The organism is Chryseobacterium sp. TB1-D10, from assembly GCF_059803555.1.
In genome coordinates, this window is record NZ_JAPFHB010000001.1 from 278379 (window position 1) to 299563 (window position 21185).

The window sequence follows — 21185 nt, forward strand, 5'->3', positions numbered from 1 at the left end:
CTATAAATTATTTTAAAACTATTAAATGAAAATTACTGACCATATAAAAAACGCCAACGGAAAAACGCTTTTCTCTTTTGAAATCGTTCCGCCACAAAAAGGCGTCGGAATCGCAGATTTGTATAAAAATATTGACCCATTGATGGAGTTCAAACCGCCTTTTATTGATGTAACAACTTCCCGCGAAGAATATATTTTTCTTGAAAGAGGAAATGGTTTGATGGAGCGAAAAATCACAAGAATGCGTCCTGGAACTTTGGGAATTTGTTCGGCAATTCAAAATAAATATAATGTAGATACAGTGCCACACGTTTTGTGCGGAGGCTTTACAAAAGAAGAAACCGAATATCTTTTGGTAGATTGTATGTATTTGGGGATCAATAACATTGTCGCTTTAAGAGGCGATGCAATGAAAGGCGAAAAATATTTTGAGCAGTCAAAAGGCGGACACAAATATGCTTCGGATTTGGTAAAACAGATTCACGATTTGGGAACCGGAAAATACCTTCACGAAGAAATTGTCTCTGATGATAATAGTAGTTTCTGTATTGGCGTTGCTGGTTATCCAGAGAAACATATTGAAGCACCTTCTATGAATTACGACCTTCAAATGTTGAAGAAAAAAGTGGAAGCTGGCGCAGATTACATCGTCACTCAAATGTTCTTCGACAATCAAAAATTTTTTGACTTCGTAAAACAAGCCAGAGAAATCGGAATAGATGTTCCAATTATTCCAGGCATCAAACCAATTGCAACTAAAGGCCATCTGCAAATGTTGCCTCAAGTTTTCAAAATCGATTTGCCTGAGAATTTAATCTCAGAAGTTTTGAAATGCAAAACCAACAGCGATGTACGTGAAGTCGGTATAGAATGGGCGATTAATCAATGCAAAGAGTTGCTGGATTTTGGCATTCCTGTTCTCCACTTTTATTCGATGGGGAAAAGTGATAATATTCTGAAAATTGGAAGAGAAGTTTTTTAAAACAAAAGAGATGCGATTTGCATCTCTTTTTTTAATTTTACAATTCAATATTTAATATGAAATTATCCGGTCCTTTCAAACAAATAGTCACACTTAATCATCTTTCATTAAAAGGAAAGTTGAATGATGAAAACTTAGAAATCATTTCAAACGGAGGAATTTTGATGGAAAATGGAATTATTCTCGAAGTAGTAGATTTCGATTTGTTAAAGCAAAAATTCCCTGATTCTGAAATTGATTTGATTGAAAATGAACAGATTGCGATTCCTTCCTTTGTAGACGCGCACACACATATTTGCTTCGGAGGAAATAGGGCTAATGATTTTGCAATGCGAAATGCCGGAAAAACCTATCTCGAGATTGCAGAATCTGGCGGTGGAATCTGGAGTTCTGTGCAACACACCAGAAAAGCTTCTGAGGAAGATTTGATTGATGGAATCTTGGAACGCACCAATATTTTGTTAAATCAAGGCATTACAACCATTGAGATAAAAAGTGGATACGGACTGAATGTTGACGAGGAACTGAAAATGCTCAGAGCAATTAAAAAAGCTCAGGCTAAAACCGAAGCAACATTGATTCCGACTTGTCTCTCAGCACATCTGAAACCAAAAGATTTCGAGGGAACTTCTCAGGAATATCTCAATTATATCATTGGCGAAATCTTATCCAAAGTTAAAGAGGAAAATCTCGCAAACAGAGTCGATATCTTTATAGAAAAATCAGCTTTTCAACCGGCAGAGAGCAAAGATTTTTTAATAAAAGCTAGAGAAATGGGATTCCAAATCACCGTTCACGCCGACCAGTTTACAGCTGGAAGTTCCAGAATCGCAGTAGAAGTCGGAGCAAAATCTGCCGACCATCTGGAAGCAACTATTGATGAAGATATCGAATTTCTGGCTAATTCAAATACTGTGGCAATTGCCTTGCCAGGCGCAAGTTTAGGATTAGGCGAACCATTTTCGCCAGCCAGAAAAATCCTTGACAAAGGCGGAATCCTCGCCATCGCAACTGACTGGAATCCCGGCTCGGCACCGATGGGAAATCTCGTAACGCAAGCCTCAATCTTAGCAACTTACCAAAAATTATCGACTGCTGAGGTTTTAGCAGCAATTACTTTTCGCGCAGCTTACGCTTTGGGTTTAGAAGATAGAGGGATTTTGGCAAAAGGAAAAAAAGCAGATTTCATCACTTACGAAACAGATAATTTTCAAAATATTCTGTACAATCAGGGGAGTATGGCTCCATCCAGAGTTTACATCAACGGAAAATCAATTTTATGATAAAAGAAAGAGACAGCATTATTTTTGACTTGGATGGGACGCTTTGGGATGCTTCGGAAACGGTTGTCAGAGCTTTTAATGATAGCATCATAGAAATTGGTTTTGACATCGATCTAAGTTCTTTGGAAATCAGAAATTTCTCAGGAATGAAGATGGACGATATTTTTGCTCAACATTTCAATTTTATTCCGAAAGAAAAACTTCAGGATTTTGAAGATATTTACAGTACGAGAGAGAAAAAATATCTCAATGAATCTGGCGGAAGATTGTTCCCGCAAGTCATAGAAACATTAGAAAAGCTAAGTAAGACGCATCGTCTTTTCATCGTCAGCAATTGTCTTTCCGGCTATATTGAGAGTTTTCTGGATTATTACGATCTCAATTCATATTTCGAGGATTTTGAATGTTTTGGAAATGGTGGTTTGCCAAAAGACCAAAATATCAGATTGATTGTCAATAGAAATGATCTTCAAAATCCAGTTTATGTTGGTGATACAGTTTGGGACAAAGAATCTTCGGACAAGGCCGGTGTCGATTTTATTTATGCCGCTTATGGTTTCGGAAAAATAGAAAACTCTGAATATCAAATTGAAACGTTCAAAGATCTATTAAAACTTTAATCGTAAAAAGCCTTATCAAATTTTGATAAGGCTTCCATTTTTTTATAAATCTTGAAGATTATTTGAACTCAATCGGGAACTTAACTTGTGTATTATCCCAACCAGCATATAGATCTGTACCAGATTTTGTCTGTACAAAAGTGATGGAAAAATTCTCAACAACCTTATCCGTTTTCTCGGCCGGCACGTTGAATCTCACCACATCTTTGCTTTTGTCATAAGCATACGCACCCCATTTATCGATATCAGAATTCAAAACAATCGTCCATTCTTTTTCATTCGGAACTGCGAATAAACTGTAAGTTCCGGCAGGAATATCTTTTCCGGCAATTTTTACAGGCGTATAAAATTTGATTTCAGTATTTTCATTTGCACCCATTCTCCAGATTTCTCCGTATTTCACAAGATTTCCGAAAACAACTCTGTTTTTTTTCTGAGGTCTTGAATAAACGACTTTCACTTTCGGAGTTTCTGACTTTGAAGAAAGCGCCTGAAGTGGATAATAGGTTGCATCCATCGGACTTGCATCTGCTGACAAATAATTCAGTTTTGTTGGGTCCAATTTGGCTTGAGAATAAGCGCTAACACCTATTAATAGAAAAGCCGCTAAAATTAAATTTTTCATAAGTTTTTATTATTTCTATTTTATTTTTATTAATTGTTCAATGGCCTTGTCTAAAGTTTCCTGTTTTTTGGCGAAACAAAATCGAATCACATTTTCGTCGGTTTTATCCTTATAAAATGCTGAAAATGGAATAGTTGCAACTTTGTATTCTTTCGTGAGCCAATAGCAAAATTCCTTGTCTTGCATATCGGAAATCGAACCAAAATTAGCGGACAAAAAATAAGTTCCTTCACAATCTAACAATTCAAATGGTGTTTCATTCAAAGCATTTCTCAGATAATTTCTTTTCTCTTCAAAGAATGTTGAGGTTTCAGAAAAATTTTGAATGTTTTGAAGATATTTTGCAATCGCAAATTGCGCAGGCGTATTCACGCAAAAAACATTGTATTGATGGACTTTTCGGAACTCATTCATCAGTTGTTCAGGCGCAAGTATATAACCAATTTTCCAACCCGTGATGTGAAGCAGTTTTCCAAATGAGCCAACGACAAAAGTTCGTTCTTTCAACTCTGAATATTTGGCTAATGTCAAATGAGATTTTCCGTCAAATGTGATATTTTCATAAACTTCATCGCTGAGAATAATGATGTTGGTATCTTTTACAATCTTGATTAATTCCTCAATATCATTTTGTTTCAATATTTTTCCGGAAGGATTATTGGGATTGTTGATGATAATCATTTTGGTCTTTTCGGAAACCAGATTTTTCACTTCATTCCAATTGATTTTGTAATCCGGATAAAGCATTTTGACATTTTTCACGATTCCGCCATTCAGAATAATCGCAGGTTCGTAGCAATCGTAAGCCGGTTCGAAGATAATCACTTCATCATCTTTTTCAACAAAAGCAGAAATGACATTGAAAATTCCTTGCGTTGCGCCAGCAGTGATATTAATTTCAGAATCCGGATGGTAATCAATTTCATATTGAGAACCGAATTTCCTCGAAATCTGTTCTCTAAGTTCCTTAATTCCAGATAACGGTGCATACTGATTGTAACCTTCTTTCGCAAAATCGCCCAAATATTTGAGAAGATTTTCATCAGCTTGATAATCCGGAAAACCTTGAGAAAGATTGACGGCATTTTCCTGTTGCGCCAACAAAGACATTTCTGTAAAAATTGTGGTTTTCACGTCCGGAAGTTTGGATGCAAATAATCTTAAAGCCATAATGATGGTAAAATTAAGTAATAATTATTTTAAATCTAAAAGAAAATCTACTAAAATATTATCGCACTGATTTAGCAAATTAAGCAGATTTTGAGAAAAATAAACCTGCAAATCAGTTTAATCTGCGAATTAAATTTTAGATTTAAAGATTTAATTTTCGATGATTTAAACATAGGAAGAAATTTCACATTTCGTAAATTTGCAAAAATAATTTTTTGAAACGTCTTATCTCCATCGTCGGAACTACAGGAATCGGGAAAACCAGATTGGCTATTGATTTGGCAAATCATCTCGGCACGGAAATTATTTCCTGCGATTCCCGTCAGTTTTATAAAGAGATGAAAATCGGAACAGCAATGCCGACCGAATCAGAATTGGCTGAGGCAAAACATCACTTTGTTGGGAATCTTAGTATCAACGATTATTATTCGATTGGTTTATATGAACACGAAGCATTGGAAAAATTGGATGAGATCTTTTCTGAAAAAGATGTTGCAATAATGGTTGGAGGAAGCGGAATGTACGAAAAAGCTGTAGTCGAAGGATTGAACGATTTGCCGGAAGCTGACGAAGCCAATCAAAAAAAACTCATTTCTATTTTTGAAAACGGAGGCATTGAACCTTTGCAAAAATTACTTTCAGAACTTGATCCGGAATATTATTCGGTTGTTGATAAAGATAATTCAAGGCGATTATTGCGAGCAATCGATATCATTTGGCAGACAGGAAAAACTTACACCGAAAATCTTAGTTTACCAAAACCAAAACGTGATTTTGAATCGTTTAGAATCGGTATTCAGGCGCCAAGAGAAATCATCTATGAAAGAATCAACCGACGTGTAGATATTATGATGGAAAATGGTTTGCTTGATGAAGCCAAAGGATTAATTTCTGACAGAGATAAAGTGGCGTTACAAACGGTTGGCTATTCGGAATTATTCAAATATTTTGACGGAGAATGGGATTTGGATTTCGCAGTTTCTGAAATCAAGAAAAATTCCCGCCGATATGCAAAACGCCAAATGACCTGGAACAGGAAACTGGAAAATGTGAATTGGGTCAATTATGATGATTCTGTGGAAGAAGCATTATCTTTGCTGGAAATATTAAAAAATTAAAGGATTCAAAGATTAAAAAATTACTTTATTTAAAATAAATTCAATCTTAATTTTTTACTCGCTAATTTTTTAATAATTAATTTTTTAATCATTTAATTAAGAATAAATATGTCAAATACACAATCAAATATGTTGGCTCTGGGAACGAAAGCGCCATATTTCGGCCTTCCGAATCCTGTGAAAAATAACGAAATCCAAAGTCTGGAATCTCTGAAAGGAAAGAAGGGAACTTTGGTGGTTTTTATGTGCAATCATTGTCCGTTTGTGCTTCACATCATCGATGTTTTAGAGGAATTGTATGAAGATTACAAATCTCAGGGAATTGAATTTATCGGAATTAATTCCAACGATGTTGACAGATATCCAGCTGATTCTCCAGAGATGATGGTGGAGTTTGCAGAAGAAAAAGCATTGAAATTCCCTTATCTCTACGACGAAAGTCAGGAAGTTGCAAAAGCTTTTGACGCGGCTTGTACACCAGATTTTTATTTCTTTGATGAGAATTTAAAATTAATCTATCGTGGACAAATGGACGACTCACGACCGGGAAATCAAAAAGAAATTACTGGAGAAGATTTGGTCATTGCTTTCGAAAATCATTTGGCCGGACAAGACCAAGAAGATTTCCAAAGACCAAGTTTAGGCTGTAACATCAAGTGGAAATAAGCAGCTTTTGGCATTTTGCTTTTAGCTATTGGCTTTGAAAATATAGAAAACCCAGAAATTAGTTTCTGGGTTTTTTAATTAAAGTTTGTCGACATTATTTTGAATGAAATTCTTTTGGGATTCGAAGGCAATTTTGTCAATATCAATTTCTGAAATCGGAATCCAAATGCCTTCAGAAATTTCAGATTCTTCTATTTTGATTTCAAATTTTTCATCAACTTCATATTCATAAAATAAATCCATCGTGTTGTAACTGATGTTTTTATATGGATAAATGTTCGGTCGACTTCCCAGATATTTCAGTTTTTGAACATTAATTTTCAATTCTAATTCTTCATAAAGTTCTCTGGCGCAGGTTTCTTCGGAACTTTCTTTTGGGTCACAAAAACCGCCCGGTAAATCTAATTTTCCTTTTCCCGGCTCTTGATTTCTGACTGTGAAAAATAATTCATTTTCGTGTTTGATGATGACAGCGACAGCTGCGGCTGTATTGTGATACAAGACTAAATCACAGTTGCTGCAACTAAATTTTGTTACATTATTCCATTCCAACGTTTCGTGTCCACATTTTGGGCAGAATTTCAAATTTTCCATTGGATAAAATTACTGAAATAAAAACCTTTTTTAAAAGAAAAAGCCACATAAAAATTAATTTCTATGTGGCCTTAAAAGTATTTTTGTGATTAAATATTAAACCACTTTTCTATTTCTCGGATGGAATTGGATGATAACATCTCTCAACTCCTCCGTTTTCAAATGCGTGTAAACCTGAGTCGTCGTGATGCTGCTGTGACCTAACATTTCCTGGATGAATCTCAAATCTGCACCATTTTGCAATAAATGAGTCGCAAAAGAATGACGGAATGTGTGCGGCGAAATACTTTTGTTGATTCCGGCTTTCTGCGTCAATTCTTTAATAATGATAAAGACAATTACTCTGGACATATTGGTTCCTCTTGTGTTCAGGAAAAGAATGTCTTCGTATTTTTTATTTATTTTGTTGACACCTCTCACAGTTTTAATGTAATTTAAAATACATTCTGCTGTAGATTTTGCCAGAGGTACAAGCCTTGTTTTTTCACCTTTTCCTTCTACGATGATAAAGTTTTCTTTAAAATTGATATTGGAAATTTTCAAATCTACTAATTCCGAAACACGCAATCCGCAACCATATAGAACTTCCAAGATACATTGGTTTCTTTTGCCAATATCTGTGTGTTTGTCAATATTGCTGATGATTCTGTCGATGTCATCAATACTCAAAGTGTCAGGCAAGTAAAGGCCAAGTTTTGGACCTTCCAATAAAGAAGCAGGATTATCCTCTCTATATTCTTCTTCCAAAAGAAACTTGAAAAACGCTTTGATAGAAGATATTCCTCTAGCCTGCGAACGTTCGCTGATTTTCTTTTTAGATAATTGATAGATGAATTCCTGAAGGTTTTCATAACTGATGATTTGTGGGGAAATTTCTCCCAAATCATTTGTAGCAAAGCTTTCCAGTTTTTTGATGTCTCTGACATAAGCGTCAAGTGTGTTGTCAGAGAAACTTTTCTCAAATTTGAGAAAATTTGAGAAGTCTGTAATTTTTTCGGACCAGTTCATATTTGTGTTTTTTTTAAAATTGTTTATAAAAATGTATTATTCTATCATATACTATATAATTCTTGTTCAGTTATATTTAATGTTTCAATTCCTGCGTTTCTTAAAAACTCCAATCCGCTATCGTCGGAGTAAACCGTCATGTACACTACTTTTTTGATGCCTGCCTGTAGTATCAGTTTGCTGCAATCTTTGCAAGGCGACATTGTAATGTACAGCGTTGCATCTTTGCAGGATTGTGTACTGCTTGCTATTTTCAAAATCGCATTAGCTTCTGCGTGCAGCACAAACCAACTTGTTTTCCCTTCTTCGTCTTCACAGTTGTTTTCGAAACCGGAAGGCGTACCGTTGTATCCGTCGGAGATTATCATTCTGTCTTTCACGATAAGTGCTCCTACTTTTTTCCGCTTACAGTAAGATAGATTTGCCCATTCAGACGCCATCTTAAGATAAGCAATATCGAATTTATTATAATTCATTCTTCTAATTTAACCGAAGGTCGGTTTCCTTTTTTCAAGAAAAGCCGAAACACCTTCTTTAAAATCTCCCTGAGCAAATAATTCTCCGAAAGAATTAATCTCGCTCTCCATTCCATTTTCTTTGTCACTTGCATTGACCGCTTTTATAGCTTTTGCAATGCCCTGCGGCGAGTTTTTGACAATCTGCTCGGCCAACTCCTGTGTTTTTGTAAGTAATTCTTCAAGAGAAAAAACTTCATTTACCAAACCAATAGATTTTGCCTTTTCTGCAGAAATCATTTTTGCAGAGAAAATCATCTCGTTTGCAATTCCTTTACCCACTAATTTTGGCAATCTCTGTGTTCCGCCGTAGCCGGGAATTAATCCCAAAGTTACTTCCGGCAGGCCAAGTTTAGCATTTTCAGAAGCGTATCTTAAATGGCAGGACATTGCTAATTCCAATCCACCGCCTAAGGCAAAACCATTGACCGCTGCAATGACAGGTTTGCTTAGATTTTCGATTTTATTGAAAACAAAATGTCCCCTTTTTGATAGGTCAGTTGCTTTTTCCTGACTAAAATCTGAAAATTCCTTAATATCTGCACCAGCAACAAATGATTTTTCTCCGCTTCCGGTTACTATAATACAGTTAACTGTTTTTTCGTTTTCCAGAAAATCAAACACACTTTCCAGATCATTAAAAACCTGAGTGTTCAAGGCGTTTAAGCTTTCTGGTCGGTTGATTGTTACAACTGCGATTTTTCTGTCTATCGTTATTTTTATACTTTCGTAATTCATTTAAATAGGAGATTATATATTAATCTCTAAACTTATTAAAGAACTAATTTAGAAATTTATGCAATATAAACAAAATATTAATGAATAATTAACATTTTTAATGGTCTTTTATTAACCTTTGTAAATTATTATAATGAAAACTTTATTCAAAATACCTCAATATCTATTTAAAATATACATATCCCTACTTGTGCTTTTTCTGTTTTCCTGTGGTGGCAGAAGTTCTTCTAAGTACAATTCAGGGTATAAATCGACGACTGTTTCATATTATGCCAATAAATTTAATGGGAATAAAACGGCGAGTGGCGAAACGTACAGACATTCCAAAATGACCGGCGCACACAAATCGCTTTCGTTTGGGACACGGGTAGAAATCATCAATGTTGAAAATGATAAATCCGTCATCATTACTGTAAATGACCGCGGACCGTTGAAACCATCGAGAGAATTTGACATCAGCCAGGGTGCTTTCAAAAAAATCGCCAACCTGAATGAAGGAATTGTAAAAGTGAAATACCGGATTTTGAGATAATCCTTAATATCATGTATATGAAACTATAAACTGATTCGACACATAATATATTTAAAATGTTTAAATTTGCAATGCTTTAAAAAAGTAAACAATAAAAATCTTAAAAAATAACATCAAGACAATGAGTTACATTTCATTTATCGAAGCAAGACAAATATTAGATTCCAGAGGGAATCCAACAATTGAAGTAGATGTTTTCACGGAAAGTGGAGCAATGGGGCGTGCAGCGGTACCTTCTGGTGCATCTACAGGCGAGCACGAAGCAGTTGAACTAAGAGACGGCGCGCCGGAATTCCTTGGAAAAGGTGTTTTGAAGGCTGTTGAGAACGTGAAGGAAATCATTGCTCCGGAATTGATCGGGCTTCCGGTTTTCGAACAAAATCTTATCGACGCGGTAATGATCGATCTTGATGGAACTCACAATAAAGGAAAACTAGGTGCAAACGCGATCCTTGGTGTTTCTTTAGCTGTTGCGAAAGCGGCTGCTAACGAACTTAGAATGCCTCTTTATAAATATGTAGGTGGTGTGAACGCCAACACGCTTCCTGTTCCAATGATGAACGTGATCAACGGTGGTTCTCATTCAGATGCGCCGATTGCTTTCCAGGAATTTATGGTAATGCCTGTAAAAGCTGATTCTTTCTCTCACGCTCTTAGAAAAGGAACTGAGATTTTCCACAGCCTGAAATCTATTCTTCACGGAAGAGGATTGTCTACAGCTGTAGGAGACGAAGGTGGTTTTGCACCAACTTTCAAAGGAACTGAAGATGCTTTGGATACTCTATTGCAAGCTATCGAAAAAGCTGGATACAAACCGGGAGACGATATTATGATCGCTTTGGATTGTGCAGCTTCAGAATTCTACAAAGACGGAATCTATGATTACAGAAAATTCCAGACTCCGGATGCAGCTCAATTCACAAGCAGCGAGCAGGTTTCTTACCTTGCAGAATTGGCTGGAAAATATCCAATTATCTCTATCGAGGACGGAATGCAGGAAAACGATTGGGCAGGCTGGAAAGAACTGACTGAGAAAATCGGTGATAAAGTACAGTTGGTTGGAGATGATTTGTTCGTAACCAATGTTGAAAGACTTTCTAAAGGTATCAATGAAGGAATTGCTAACTCAATCCTGGTAAAAGTAAACCAGATTGGTTCTCTTTCCGAAACTATGGCAGCTGTACAAATGGCTCAGCATAACAAATATACAACCGTAATGTCTCACAGATCCGGTGAAACAGAAGATTCTACAATTGCAGATCTTGCTGTAGCGCAGAACTGTGGACAGATCAAAACCGGTTCTGCTTCCAGATCTGACAGAATGGCGAAATATAATCAATTATTAAGAATTGAAGAAGCTCTTGGAGAAACTGCAATTTTCCCTGGGATGGACGCTTTTAAGTTCAAAAAGTAATCGACCTAAAATAAATATTAAAAGACATTTGAAGAAATTCAAATGTCTTTTTGTTTTATTTAATTGTAAATCAATGGATTGGTTTTATGTATTTTCTGTAACAAATCATTTAATTAGTTCAATTATTAATATTAATAGAATCAATTACAAGATATGACTTTTGTCAGTTGACCATTTAAACCTAAATTCCTATATTTAACACATAAATATTTTTATAATGTCAGATAACAAAGTTATATTAAATTACGACGGACAAAGTTTCGAATATCCAATCGTAGATAGTACTATCGGTGACAGAGGAATTGATATTTCCAAACTGAGAGATCAAACAGGATTGATTACTTTGGATCTTGGTTACAAAAACACAGGTGCTACAATTAGTGAAATTACTTACCTAGACGGTGATAAAGGGGAATTATTATACAGAGGTTATCCTATAGAGCAGATTGCTGAGAAATCCAATTTCACAGAGGTAATGTATCTTTTGCTTCACGGAGAATTACCAAAAGCAGAGCAATTCACAAGCTTCGAAAATAATATTAAAAAATATAATTTTGTAGCAGATGAGCTTAAAAAACTAATCGATGTTTTCCCACGTTCTGCGCATCCAATGGGCGTTTTATCTTCTCTGACTTCTGCGCTTACAGCTTTCAATCCAAGAGCGGTAGATGTGAAATCAAAAGAAGAATTGGATTTTGCCTCAGAATTAATGATTGCAAAATTCTCTCACCTTTGTGCCTGGACTTACAGAAAAACCCAAGGTTTACCAATCAACCACGGAGACAACAGCCTGAACTATGTAGAGAATTTCTACAAAATGGCGTTCAAACTTCCTAATCAAGAGTTCCAAATGGATCCGGTTGTGGTTGCAGCTTTGGATAAGTTACTGATTCTTCATGCAGATCACGAGCAAAACTGCTCTACGTCTACAGTAAGGATGGTTGGTTCCGCTCATACAGGTCTTTTTGCTTCTATTTCTTCCGGTGTTTCAGCACTTTGGGGACCACTTCATGGAGGTGCAAACCAGGCAGTGATCGAGATGTTGGAAATGATCGAAAAAGATGGCGGTGATGTTACAAAATGGGTGGAAAAAGCGAAAAGTAAAGAAGACAGTTTCCGTTTGATGGGCTTCGGACACAGAGTTTACAAAAACTTTGACCCAAGAGCGAAGATCATCAAAAAAGCGGCAGATGATATCTTAAACTCGTTAGGAATTCAGGATAAAGCGCTAGACATTGCTATGCAATTGGAAAAAGTAGCTTTGGAAGATGAATACTTCATCGAAAGAAAATTGTATCCAAACGTAGATTTCTATTCAGGAATCATTTACAGAGCTTTGGGAATCCCGACAGAAATGTTTACTGTAATGTTTGCACTAGGAAGATTGCCAGGATGGATCTCTCAGTGGAGAGAAATGAGACTGAAAGGTGATCCGATTGGAAGACCAAGACAGATCTACCAAGGTGCTCAGCAAAGAGATTACTTGGATATCAAAAGCAGATAATATCTTTCTTAAATAAAATTAATAATCCCCGAAACATTGTTTTTGGGGATTATTTTTTGGCCACACCTTTAAATCAGAATTCTAAAACGCTTGATAAAGATTATAAACAGATATTATTCCTGAATCTTCGGTTATTGCAAAGCTTTAATTATATTTGCGACACTTACATTTTTATGGCAATTAATCTTAATATTAAAAACGAAACCGGTAAACTGAAATCTGTAGTTCTTGGTCAACCAAAATCCAATGGACCAATTCCTACGCTTGCAGAAAGTTATGATGCAAAATCATACAACACCATCGAAAATAATATCTATCCGAAAGAAGAAGATATCGTCTTTGAAATGTCAGAATTTGAGAAAGTTCTGAAAAAATATGATGTCGAGGTTTTCCGTCCGAAAATTATCAAAGATTACAATCAGGTTTTTGCCCGCGATGTTGCTTTTGTGATCGAAGACAAAATGATCATTTCCAACATTATTCCGGATCGTGCAGATGAGCAGGAAGCTTACCGACATATCATTGATAAAGTATCCTGGAGAAACGTCATCAACCTGCCGGAAAAAGCACACATAGAAGGCGGCGACGTTATTGTTTGGGAAGAATTCCTTTTTGTAGGAACGAGTTACAGCCCGGATTACAGAAATCTAAAGACCGCCAGAACCAACGAATATGCGATTGAAATTCTAAAAGAATATTTCCCTAAAAAGAGAATTATCGATTTGGATTTAAAGAAAAGTGATACCAAACCTTATGAAGGCATTCTGCATTTAGATTGTACCTTCAATCCGATTGGAGAGGACAAATGTGTGATTTACAAAAATGGATTTGTAGACGAAGATGACTACCAATTGGTTCTCGATATTTTTGGTGAAGAAAATTGCTTCAATGTCAATGACGAAGAGATGTTCCAGATGTTCCCGAATGTATTTTCACTTGCACCAGACGTCGTAGTTTCCGACAAAGCTTTCACCAGAATGAATGACCATTTCCGCAACGAATGGGGAATTACCGTAGAAGAAATTCCTTACCGTGAAATTTCCAAAATGGGTGGACTTTTGAGATGTTCAACGTTGCCTTTGGTAAGAGAATAATTTCTCAATCTAAATTTCTTAATCTTTTAATTAATACAATGCAGACTACAGATACAGTTCTAATGATAGAGCCAATTGCTTTCGGATTCAACGAGCAAACGGCGGTTAACAATTATTTTCAGGTTCAGCAGGAAGGAAATGTGCAGGAAAAAGCACTTGAGGAATTCAATTCTTTTGTTGAAAAATTGAGAGCGAAAAGCATCAATGTCATTACCATAAAAGATACAATTGATCCGAAAACGCCGGATTCTATTTTCCCTAATAACTGGGTGAGTTTTCATCAGGATGGAAAAGTTGTATTATATCCGATGTTTGCGGAAAACAGACGTTTGGAAAGACGCAATGACATTATCAATCAAGTCAAAGAACAGTTTGATGTCAAAGAAATTATCGATTATTCTAAAATTGAAAAGGAAAATAAATATCTGGAAGGAACAGGCAGTATGATCTTTGACCACGATAACAAAATTGCTTACGGATCAGTTTCTTTGAGATTGGATGAGGAACTTTTCAGAAAGTTCTGTAGTGAATTCGGCTTCAAACCTGTCGTTTTTCATTCGTATCAAACTGCGGGTGAAGAAAGATTGCCTATTTATCATACCAATGTAATGATGTGTGTTGCAGACAAGTTTGTTGTAATCTGCTTAGATTGTATCGATGACGAACTAGAAAGAGAAAAAGTCATTGAATCCATCAAAAATTCGGGAAAAGAATTGGTAGAGATTTCCGAAGAGCAAATGCAGCATTTTGCTGGAAATATGCTTCAGGTTCAAAATAATTTTGGAGAAAGATTCTTGGTGATGAGCCAAAGTGCGTACAAATCTTTGAAGCAGGAACAAGTTTCTGCCATCGAAAAATATTCAGAAATCATTTATTCTGACTTGGAGACCATAGAAACCAACGGTGGTGGAAGTGCCAGATGTATGTTGGCAGAGGTTTTCCTGCCGAAGAAATAAATTGATTTAAAAACAAATCAAAAATCCCGTCTTGTAATAAAACTTGACGGGATTTTCTTTTTGAAAAATTTAACGTGATATATAATGTAGTTATCTGGTGCGGTTTTTTATGTCCTTGTCTGCGCTGTCGATATCTCTAATCTTCTGAACTTTTTTGTTCCCGAAATTGTAAGTGATGCTGAAGTTGACGCTTTGGTTGTATTGATTTTGATTGATGTAATTATATTTTCCGTCGGCTTGAGAATTATCGCTGATCACCACTTTGTTTGTTTTCAAAAGGTCATAGATCTCTAAAGCGAAGGTCCAGTCGTTCCATACTTTTTTGATGTTGGCGTCAAGGCTCATTAATGATTTAAGTTGTCCCAATTCTATTTGCTGGTTGTCGACATACCAATAGTTGACGCCAAGGAACCAGGTTTTCTTTTTGTCCAGTCTTACGGTGTTGTTGGTTTGGATGAGTAAACTGTTAGACTTGATCTTGTTCACATAATCCGGGAAAACTTCACCTGTGATTGGATCGGTATTAAGGAATCCATTATTGATATTTCGCTGCATTCCGATATTAAAGTTGGTCGTCAGATATTGTTTGAAAAATGATTTCTGCATCCCTATCATTGCGGACATTTCTTGTTTGTCTCCAAAATTGGTTCTGATGTATCTCAGCTGATCCTGTCCTACAATTCCAGTTGTAGAAACTGGTGCTCCGATCAAAGAGACCTGCGTGATCACATCTTTCGTATAGGAATGATTCAAGATTAGGAAATAAGAATTCTTAAACATATAGGTCATTTCATTTGTGTAAACCGAAGCGGCTTTTACAAATGGATTATTCTGAGTGTAATTCACATCTGTCAGGTAGTTTTTAACAGGATTCAGTTCCCAGAAGCTTGGTCTTCTCATTCTACTGGAGAAAGCGTATGAGATATTATTTTTATCATTGATCGCATAGTTCAAACTTACGTAAGGCAAAAAATTATTATAGTCTCTTTCGAACCTGTTAAGTTCGGGGTTTTCAGAATTGTCAGAAGTCCCGACACTTTTTGTGATCTCATATCTGGATCCGATCTTCCCGGAGAATTTGTCAGAGAATTTCTTTTCAAGTGTTAAATAAACACCGTAGATATTTTCATCATAAATAAAGTAGTTTGGACTGATCTTCGGTGCTTGGCCTACTCTGTAAGTTTCATTAAGTGTATTGTTGTCGGTTTTGGTCTTGTTGTAGTTTCCGCCGACAGAAACGGTAAAATCATTTTTAAATTTCTTAATGTAATCGCCTAAGAAAGAGAAATTATCAATGATCTGTGGCGTGCTTTGTGTAATTTGAGTAATTGGACTGCCGATCAAAGTCTGGAAAATGTCTGAGTTATAAGTTTTATTATCAGCATTTTGGAAACGTTTATAATGAAGGTAAGCGGCATTCAAATTCAGTTTACTTCCAAGCGTGTCCGTTTTCCATTCGTAATTCAAATTCAAAGAATTGTTGTACGAGCGAGAATTTTCTAGATTCTTGGTAAAATTGTAATTGGTTTCTTGCTGTCCTATTGCATTGGGACCTGTTATCGTATTGAAAAGGTTAGAGGTAGAGCCGTAACTTCTGTTTGCCCAGGAATTCCAAGTCATGGCTAAGTTGCTGTTGTCATTCAATTGATAATCGATGTTTAAATAGCCGCCAAGATTTTTGTTGGGATCTGTTACTCTTCCTTCCGATTGATTGCTGGAAGTGGCTGTCCCATTTCTCAGGATATAATATTGCTCCTGAATGTTCTGGCTTGTATTGATGTTGGAACTGATTCCCAATTTATCTTTTCTGTAATTCAGGGAAAGTCCGGCGTATGAAGAGTTGTAGTAACTCTGGGAATTTCCCATTCTCATATTTCCGTTCAGTCCGTCGGTCATTTTTTTCTTCAGAACGATATTAATAATTCCGTCGGAAGATTCCACCTGATATTCACTTCCCGGAAGCGTAATCACCTCGATTTTCTGGATGTTTTCGGCTGGTGTATTTTTCAGGAATTGAGTTAATGACTCAGCATCCATATTGGTTTTTCTTCCATTAATGAAAATCACCGCGTTGTTTTTCCCAATAATTTTCAATGTTTTATCGTCGGTAGAAGAAACCAAAGGCGTCTGTTTCAAAATATTAAAAGCGGTGTTTCCTTTTGCAACTGGCGAGGCGGCAACATCATAGACGAAACGGTCACTTTCTTTTTTGAAGACTTGTTTTGTGATGGTAACAGCTTCAATGTTTTTTGTGGCAGCAGAATCTGTTTTAGGTTTCTCTTGAGCATTCAGATAGATTCCTGAGACGATACTTAATCCTAAAAGTAGTTTTGTATTGAGAGTTTTCATAAATAGATTTATTGAGAGTTAAAGTTTTGATAATGATTAAGTTCTGGATCTGATAGCATCGTTAGCAGATTTCACTTCTCTGGCTTTTTTTAATTTTTGATTTCCGAAATTATAAGTCACATTGATGTTCAGTTCTCTTCCGTATTTGAAGCTTCTTACGCTATTATAAGTTCCATTGGGCTGCATAGTTCTGATGTCATCGATGTTTGAATTAAGAATGTCATTCACTTCTACAAGGAATGTGAAATTCCCCATTATTTTTTTGATATTTAAGTCCAAACTTTGTTGTGTATGAAGCTTTCCAATTTCCATTTCTCTTGACGGCATTATCCAGTAATTAACACCCGCATACCAATCTTTTTTCGATGATAATCTGATCATATTGTTGGCCTGAAAGAACATATTCAATGTTTTAATATTAATAATAAAAGGTTGTAATTCTTCTGTGTCTCCTGGAAGTAGTTGCGAAGTTGGATCTTTTGTTACACCGCCGGATATAGTTGCATATTCAAAATTTGCAGAATAATTGGTTGTCCAGATGTCGCCGAACCACGCTTTATTCATTCCTAAAGTCAATCCCAACTGTTTGTTGTTGCCATAATTGGTTCTGATATATCTAAGGAATTTGGAGGTTATTTTGATTGGTTGTCCATCAGGTCCAAGGATAGGATTTCCGTTTTCGTCTCTTTGGATTTTTGTTTCAATTCCCTGCAAAGGCAATTGGCTGTAAGCATTTTCCGCAAAGTTTAAACTCAAATTGGCATAGAAAGCATTTTTGTACATATAATTGATCTCCTGATTATAATTCTTGGAAGCCTGCATAAAAGGATTGTTCTGAATATAATTACTCGGCGTGAAGTAAGTTCTGGAAGGATTCAGCTGCCCAAATCCTGGTCTTCTCACTCTGCTGGAAAAACTATAGGTAATATTATTGTTTTCATTAATAGCATAATTCAAAGTGGCGTAAGGCAAAAGATTGTTATAATTTCTTTCAAAACCAATATCTGCTTTTCCAACAACTTCACCTGTGCTGATTGTAGCTTCGAATCTTGTTCCTAATTTCCCGGAGAATTTTTCACTGAATTTTCTCTCGTAAGTAGCGTAAGCACCGATGATATTTTCTTTGTAAATAAAGTGATTGGAAAGAAGATTGTCTTCTATAAAATTGATTCCGTCAAAATTATTTTGTTTGGTATCACTGTCCGTATTGGTATAATTATAACTTGTTCCAATGGCAAATGTACTTTCATTTCTGAATTTTTTGATATAATCAATATTTGCTGCGTAGTTGTTAATAACCTGAGGAACAGCTTGTTGAAAGGCGCTATAAGTGCCTGTATTAGACAATGGAAATGTCTCGCCAAGACTTACTTTATCTCTGTTGAACCATAGGTAAGAAATGTTTGAACTTAATTTACTTCCAAGCGTATCAGTCTTTATTTCATAATTAAGATTGAAATTATGGTTTCTCGTTTGAGCATCTTCCTGATTGATAGTTCTGTTGGAAAGTTGTCCGTTTTCGAAATTCGTCATATCCAGTACAGAACCGAAACTCTTATTGTAACGCATATTATAACTGAATCCAAGACTTTGTTTTTTATTAATCTCATAATCAATATTGATACTTCCACCGTAGTTTTTGTTCGGATCATCCATCGTTCCGTAAGACTCGTTACTGAAAGTTGAATCGCCGTTGGTCAGCGTATATTTTTCTCTTTCTCTGTAGCTTCCCATATTGAAGTTGGAATTGAAATACCATTTATTTTGTCTCGCATTGAAGGCAACACCAGAAGAAGGATTATTGTAAAAACTTTGGCTGTTATTCATTTTCAATGTTCCGTTGTAGCCATTCGTTTTGCTTTTTTTCATCACGATGTTGATGACACCTTCGTTTGCCTCCACCTGAAACTCACTTCCAGGAACCGTTACCACTTCTATTCTCTGGATATTTTCGGAAGGTGTATTTTTCAGCATTTCAGTTATTGCTTCCGCATCCATCAATGTTCTTTTTCCATTGATGTAGAAAACTACGTTGGATTTCCCCATTATTTTGAAAGTCTTTCCGTCTGTACTGGACAACATTGGTGTCTGTTGCAGCAGGTTAAAAGAATTGGTTCCTTTTGCAATAGGAGAGGAAGCAACATCGTAAACAAATCGGTCAGATTTTTTCTGAAAAACTTTTTTACTAAGTTTTACTTCTTCGATATTTTTAGTTTTTGTGGAATCTATCTTCGTTTGCTGAGCAGTTACCATTCCGGAGAAAAATATAACTGCGATGAGGATCTTGGCTTTCATAATTGTTTGTTTTAAAGTAGTTGGCTTTTCTTACTATTTGATATTGCAAAGATATATTATAATATTAGTATTATGCAATACAAAGTAGTAAATAAAAATTAGTTTTGTTTTTAAAGCGTTGATTTTCAGTTATAAAAATTTTGTCTCAGTTTATAGATTAGACAATTGAAGCTCAAATTTTATTACATCAAGATTGAGAAAAAGTAAAAAAGCCTCTGCAAATTTTTGCAAAGGCTTAATTTTCCGACCATTGTAATCGAAATATTTTTTCAGTTTAAATGAAATTTTAAATTAAAACCGCATTCGGATTTTCAAATTCTTTATTGGTTTCGAAGTTGGAAAGACTAGTTAAAGTAGAAGTCGCAATCTGATGCAAAGCTTCTTCCGTGAAAAAGGCCTGATGCGCTGTTACCAAAACATTGGGGAAACTCATCAATCGCTGGATTGTATCATCTTCGATAATTGTGTGAGAAAGATCGCGGAAAAATAATTTCTCTTCCTGCTCATAAACATCAATTCCGAGATAACCGATATGTTTGGATTTTAAACCATCAATTACCGCTTTTGTGTCGATCAATCCGCCACGGCTGGTGTTGATGATCATCACATTTTCTTTCATTTTATTGATAGAATCTTTGTTGATCAGATGATGTGTAGATTCCATCAGCGAACAATGAAGTGAAATCACATCAGATTCAGAAAGCAATTGATCAAGTGGAATATATTGGATTCCCATATCTTTTAATTCCTTACTTTCTGTAATGTCGTAAGCAAGGATTTTCGCGCCAAATCCTTTAGCAATTTTTGCAAATGCAGTTCCAATATTCCCAGTTCCGATCACGCCAATCGTTTTTTGATAAAGATTAAATCCCATCAATCCATTCAAAGAAAAATTCTGTTCACGAACGCGGTTGTAAGCTTTATGAATTTTCCGGTTAAGTGTCAGAATCATCGCCATTGCATGTTCCGCAACAGCTTCCGGAGAATATGCAGGAACTCTGCAGACTCTCATTCCAAGACGTTTCGCTGCTTCCAGATCCACATTATTGAAACCTGCGCAGCGCAAGGCAATATATTTTACCCCTTTTTTGGAAAGCGATTCCAGGACTTCAGCATTCAAAGTGTCATTTACAAAAGCGCAAACAGCATCGGAATGGTCAATGACATTCAGAATATGCGGACCGAGATGTGTTTCGAAATACTCGAGTTTAAAATTGAAATCCTGATTGACTTTGTCAAAGAATTCCTTGTCGTAAGGTTTGGAAGAGAAGAATGTGATTTTCATTCCTTAAAGTTAAGAAAATCAGTCGCTAAAAAGAATTTTTAAAGATTGATTTTCATCATTCATCCCGATTTTTATTCATCAGTTTTTTATCAACCCAAATGGTTGCAAACGGAAAAAAAGCAGCGCACAAAGCAAATATAGAATCCTCATCATCCCAAGCATATATTTTCCTCACCGCCGGAAGAAAGATGAGGTAAAGTGTAAAAAAAAATCCGTGAATAGTCCCAACGGTACTGATGTACACGATTGCGAAAACACTTTCTGGCTCGAGGCGGATCCAAACCATCGCTGTGAAGAGGAAAAACCAGGAAATAGCTTCTGCGACACAAATCTGCTTAAACCATTTGATGATTTTTTCTTCCGGATATTTGGAGTAGTATTTTTCTATGATGTTCATATTGGAGCAAAGATAAAAGAATAAAGAGCAAAGAAAAACG

At 35.9% G+C, this 21185-nt stretch carries 20 protein-coding genes; 10 read left to right on the forward strand and 10 right to left on the reverse strand.

All coding sequences use genetic code 11. From position 1 onward, the window contains the following. The first annotated feature begins 25 nt into the window (after positions 1–25). From metF to OPU68_RS01300, 3 genes are read left to right on the forward strand one after another with little or no spacing between them, the layout of a single operon-like run. On the forward strand, positions 26–982 hold the full coding sequence (gene metF / locus OPU68_RS01290; RefSeq protein ID WP_498472149.1) for a methylenetetrahydrofolate reductase [NAD(P)H]: 957 nt from the start codon (positions 26–28) through the stop codon (positions 980–982). 56 nt (positions 983–1038) lie between these two features. Continuing rightward, a complete protein-coding gene (gene hutI, locus OPU68_RS01295) occupies positions 1039–2265 on the forward strand; it encodes an imidazolonepropionase (RefSeq protein ID WP_498472150.1) in 1227 nt (408 codons plus the stop codon). After that, entirely contained in the window at positions 2262–2885 is a 624-nt protein-coding gene (locus OPU68_RS01300; protein WP_498472151.1) for an HAD family hydrolase, read from the forward strand. The genes hutI and OPU68_RS01300 overlap by 4 nt, the downstream gene beginning before the upstream one ends. Before the next feature lie 58 nt (positions 2886–2943). On the opposite strand, the gene OPU68_RS01305 is transcribed toward OPU68_RS01300, so the two are convergent. Together OPU68_RS01305 and OPU68_RS01310 are read right to left on the reverse strand one after the other, a co-directional pair. Further along, positions 2944–3510 carry a DUF2911 domain-containing protein gene (locus OPU68_RS01305; protein WP_498472152.1) on the reverse strand — a complete coding sequence of 189 codons (567 nt, stop codon included), beginning with the start codon at positions 3508–3510 and terminating at the stop codon, positions 2944–2946. 15 nt (positions 3511–3525) lie between these two features. Further along, complete coding sequence (locus OPU68_RS01310) at positions 3526–4680, reverse strand: methionine aminotransferase (protein ID WP_498472153.1); 1155 nt, start codon at positions 4678–4680, stop codon at positions 3526–3528. A gap of 215 nt (positions 4681–4895) precedes the next feature. On the opposite strand from OPU68_RS01310, the gene miaA reads away from it, so the two are divergent. Beyond that, on the forward strand, positions 4896–5798 hold the full coding sequence (gene miaA, locus OPU68_RS01315) for a tRNA (adenosine(37)-N6)-dimethylallyltransferase MiaA (protein ID WP_498472154.1): 903 nt from the start codon (positions 4896–4898) through the stop codon (positions 5796–5798). Between the two features lie 108 nt (positions 5799–5906). Beyond that, positions 5907–6464 carry a thioredoxin family protein gene (locus OPU68_RS01320; RefSeq protein WP_498472155.1) on the forward strand — a complete coding sequence of 186 codons (558 nt, stop codon included), beginning with the start codon at positions 5907–5909 and terminating at the stop codon, positions 6462–6464. A gap of 78 nt (positions 6465–6542) precedes the next feature. Here OPU68_RS01320 and OPU68_RS01325 read toward each other — a convergent pair whose 3' ends face one another. The 4 genes from OPU68_RS01325 to OPU68_RS01340 form a co-directional block, all read right to left on the reverse strand. Then, positions 6543–7058, reverse strand: a complete 516-nt coding sequence (locus tag OPU68_RS01325) for an NUDIX hydrolase (RefSeq protein WP_498472156.1) — start codon at positions 7056–7058, stop codon at positions 6543–6545. Between the two features lie 96 nt (positions 7059–7154). Next, positions 7155–8066: a site-specific tyrosine recombinase XerD gene (xerD, locus tag OPU68_RS01330; RefSeq protein ID WP_498472157.1), complete on the reverse strand. Its 912-nt coding sequence runs from the start codon at positions 8064–8066 to the stop codon at positions 7155–7157. Between the two features lie 44 nt (positions 8067–8110). After that, on the reverse strand, positions 8111–8542 hold the full coding sequence (locus tag OPU68_RS01335) for a deoxycytidylate deaminase (RefSeq protein WP_498472158.1): 432 nt from the start codon (positions 8540–8542) through the stop codon (positions 8111–8113). Between the two features lie 9 nt (positions 8543–8551). After that, positions 8552–9319 (reverse strand): enoyl-CoA hydratase/isomerase family protein, encoded by a 768-nt coding sequence (locus tag OPU68_RS01340; RefSeq protein ID WP_498472159.1) that lies wholly within the window; start codon positions 9317–9319, stop codon positions 8552–8554. Between the two features lie 133 nt (positions 9320–9452). On the opposite strand from OPU68_RS01340, the gene OPU68_RS01345 reads away from it, so the two are divergent. The 5 genes from OPU68_RS01345 (at position 9453) to ctlX (ending at position 14819) form a co-directional block, all read left to right on the forward strand. Further along, entirely contained in the window at positions 9453–9851 is a 399-nt protein-coding gene (locus tag OPU68_RS01345) for a septal ring lytic transglycosylase RlpA family protein (protein ID WP_498472160.1), read from the forward strand. 121 nt (positions 9852–9972) lie between these two features. After that, positions 9973–11265 carry a phosphopyruvate hydratase gene (gene eno / locus OPU68_RS01350; RefSeq protein ID WP_498472161.1) on the forward strand — a complete coding sequence of 431 codons (1293 nt, stop codon included), beginning with the start codon at positions 9973–9975 and terminating at the stop codon, positions 11263–11265. A 217-nt stretch (positions 11266–11482) separates the two neighbouring features. Further along, positions 11483–12769 carry a citrate synthase gene (locus OPU68_RS01355; RefSeq protein ID WP_498472162.1) on the forward strand — a complete coding sequence of 429 codons (1287 nt, stop codon included), beginning with the start codon at positions 11483–11485 and terminating at the stop codon, positions 12767–12769. Between the two features lie 179 nt (positions 12770–12948). Further along, positions 12949–13863, forward strand: coding sequence for a dimethylarginine dimethylaminohydrolase family protein (locus OPU68_RS01360; RefSeq protein WP_498472334.1), 915 nt, complete (start codon positions 12949–12951; stop codon positions 13861–13863). Positions 13864–13901: 38 nt separating this feature from the next. Further along, positions 13902–14819, forward strand: a complete 918-nt coding sequence (ctlX, locus tag OPU68_RS01365; protein ID WP_498472163.1) for a citrulline utilization hydrolase CtlX — start codon at positions 13902–13904, stop codon at positions 14817–14819. Between the two features lie 90 nt (positions 14820–14909). Here the strand turns inward: ctlX and OPU68_RS01370 are convergent, their stop codons facing one another. From OPU68_RS01370 to OPU68_RS01385, 4 genes are all read right to left on the reverse strand, one after another. After that, positions 14910–17168, reverse strand: a complete 2259-nt coding sequence (locus OPU68_RS01370) for a TonB-dependent receptor domain-containing protein (protein WP_498472164.1) — start codon at positions 17166–17168, stop codon at positions 14910–14912. A 36-nt stretch (positions 17169–17204) separates the two neighbouring features. Further along, entirely contained in the window at positions 17205–19463 is a 2259-nt protein-coding gene (locus tag OPU68_RS01375) for a TonB-dependent receptor domain-containing protein (RefSeq protein ID WP_498472165.1), read from the reverse strand. Between the two features lie 286 nt (positions 19464–19749). Continuing rightward, on the reverse strand, positions 19750–20748 hold the full coding sequence (locus OPU68_RS01380; RefSeq protein ID WP_498472166.1) for a 2-hydroxyacid dehydrogenase: 999 nt from the start codon (positions 20746–20748) through the stop codon (positions 19750–19752). 55 nt (positions 20749–20803) lie between these two features. Then, the gene (locus OPU68_RS01385) at positions 20804–21145 is read right to left on the reverse strand and encodes a DUF3817 domain-containing protein (RefSeq protein ID WP_498472167.1); all 342 of its coding nucleotides are present in this window, start codon (positions 21143–21145) and stop codon (positions 20804–20806) included. Between the last annotated feature and the right edge of the window lie 40 nt (positions 21146–21185).

Excerpts from the sequence above, each read along its gene's own strand:
- metF (WP_498472149.1), top strand. The coding sequence starts at position 26 with ATGAAAATTACTGACCATATAAAAAACGCCAACGGAAAAACGCTTTTC.
- hutI (WP_498472150.1), top strand. The coding sequence starts at position 1,039 with ATGAAATTATCCGGTCCTTTCAAACAAATAGTCACACTTAATCATCTT.
- OPU68_RS01300 (WP_498472151.1), top strand. The coding sequence starts at position 2,262 with ATGATAAAAGAAAGAGACAGCATTATTTTTGACTTGGATGGGACGCTT.
- OPU68_RS01305 (WP_498472152.1), bottom strand. The coding sequence starts at position 3,510 with ATGAAAAATTTAATTTTAGCGGCTTTTCTATTAATAGGTGTTAGCGCT.
- OPU68_RS01310 (WP_498472153.1), bottom strand. The coding sequence starts at position 4,680 with ATGGCTTTAAGATTATTTGCATCCAAACTTCCGGACGTGAAAACCACA.
- OPU68_RS01320 (WP_498472155.1), top strand. The coding sequence starts at position 5,907 with ATGTCAAATACACAATCAAATATGTTGGCTCTGGGAACGAAAGCGCCA.
- OPU68_RS01325 (WP_498472156.1), bottom strand. The coding sequence starts at position 7,058 with ATGGAAAATTTGAAATTCTGCCCAAAATGTGGACACGAAACGTTGGAA.
- xerD (WP_498472157.1), bottom strand. The coding sequence starts at position 8,066 with ATGAACTGGTCCGAAAAAATTACAGACTTCTCAAATTTTCTCAAATTT.
- OPU68_RS01335 (WP_498472158.1), bottom strand. The coding sequence starts at position 8,542 with ATGAATTATAATAAATTCGATATTGCTTATCTTAAGATGGCGTCTGAA.
- OPU68_RS01340 (WP_498472159.1), bottom strand. The coding sequence starts at position 9,319 with ATGAATTACGAAAGTATAAAAATAACGATAGACAGAAAAATCGCAGTT.
- OPU68_RS01345 (WP_498472160.1), top strand. The coding sequence starts at position 9,453 with ATGAAAACTTTATTCAAAATACCTCAATATCTATTTAAAATATACATA.
- eno (WP_498472161.1), top strand. The coding sequence starts at position 9,973 with ATGAGTTACATTTCATTTATCGAAGCAAGACAAATATTAGATTCCAGA.
- OPU68_RS01355 (WP_498472162.1), top strand. The coding sequence starts at position 11,483 with ATGTCAGATAACAAAGTTATATTAAATTACGACGGACAAAGTTTCGAA.
- ctlX (WP_498472163.1), top strand. The coding sequence starts at position 13,902 with ATGCAGACTACAGATACAGTTCTAATGATAGAGCCAATTGCTTTCGGA.
- OPU68_RS01370 (WP_498472164.1), bottom strand. The coding sequence starts at position 17,168 with ATGAAAACTCTCAATACAAAACTACTTTTAGGATTAAGTATCGTCTCA.
- OPU68_RS01375 (WP_498472165.1), bottom strand. The coding sequence starts at position 19,463 with ATGAAAGCCAAGATCCTCATCGCAGTTATATTTTTCTCCGGAATGGTA.
- OPU68_RS01380 (WP_498472166.1), bottom strand. The coding sequence starts at position 20,748 with ATGAAAATCACATTCTTCTCTTCCAAACCTTACGACAAGGAATTCTTT.
- OPU68_RS01385 (WP_498472167.1), bottom strand. The coding sequence starts at position 21,145 with ATGAACATCATAGAAAAATACTACTCCAAATATCCGGAAGAAAAAATC.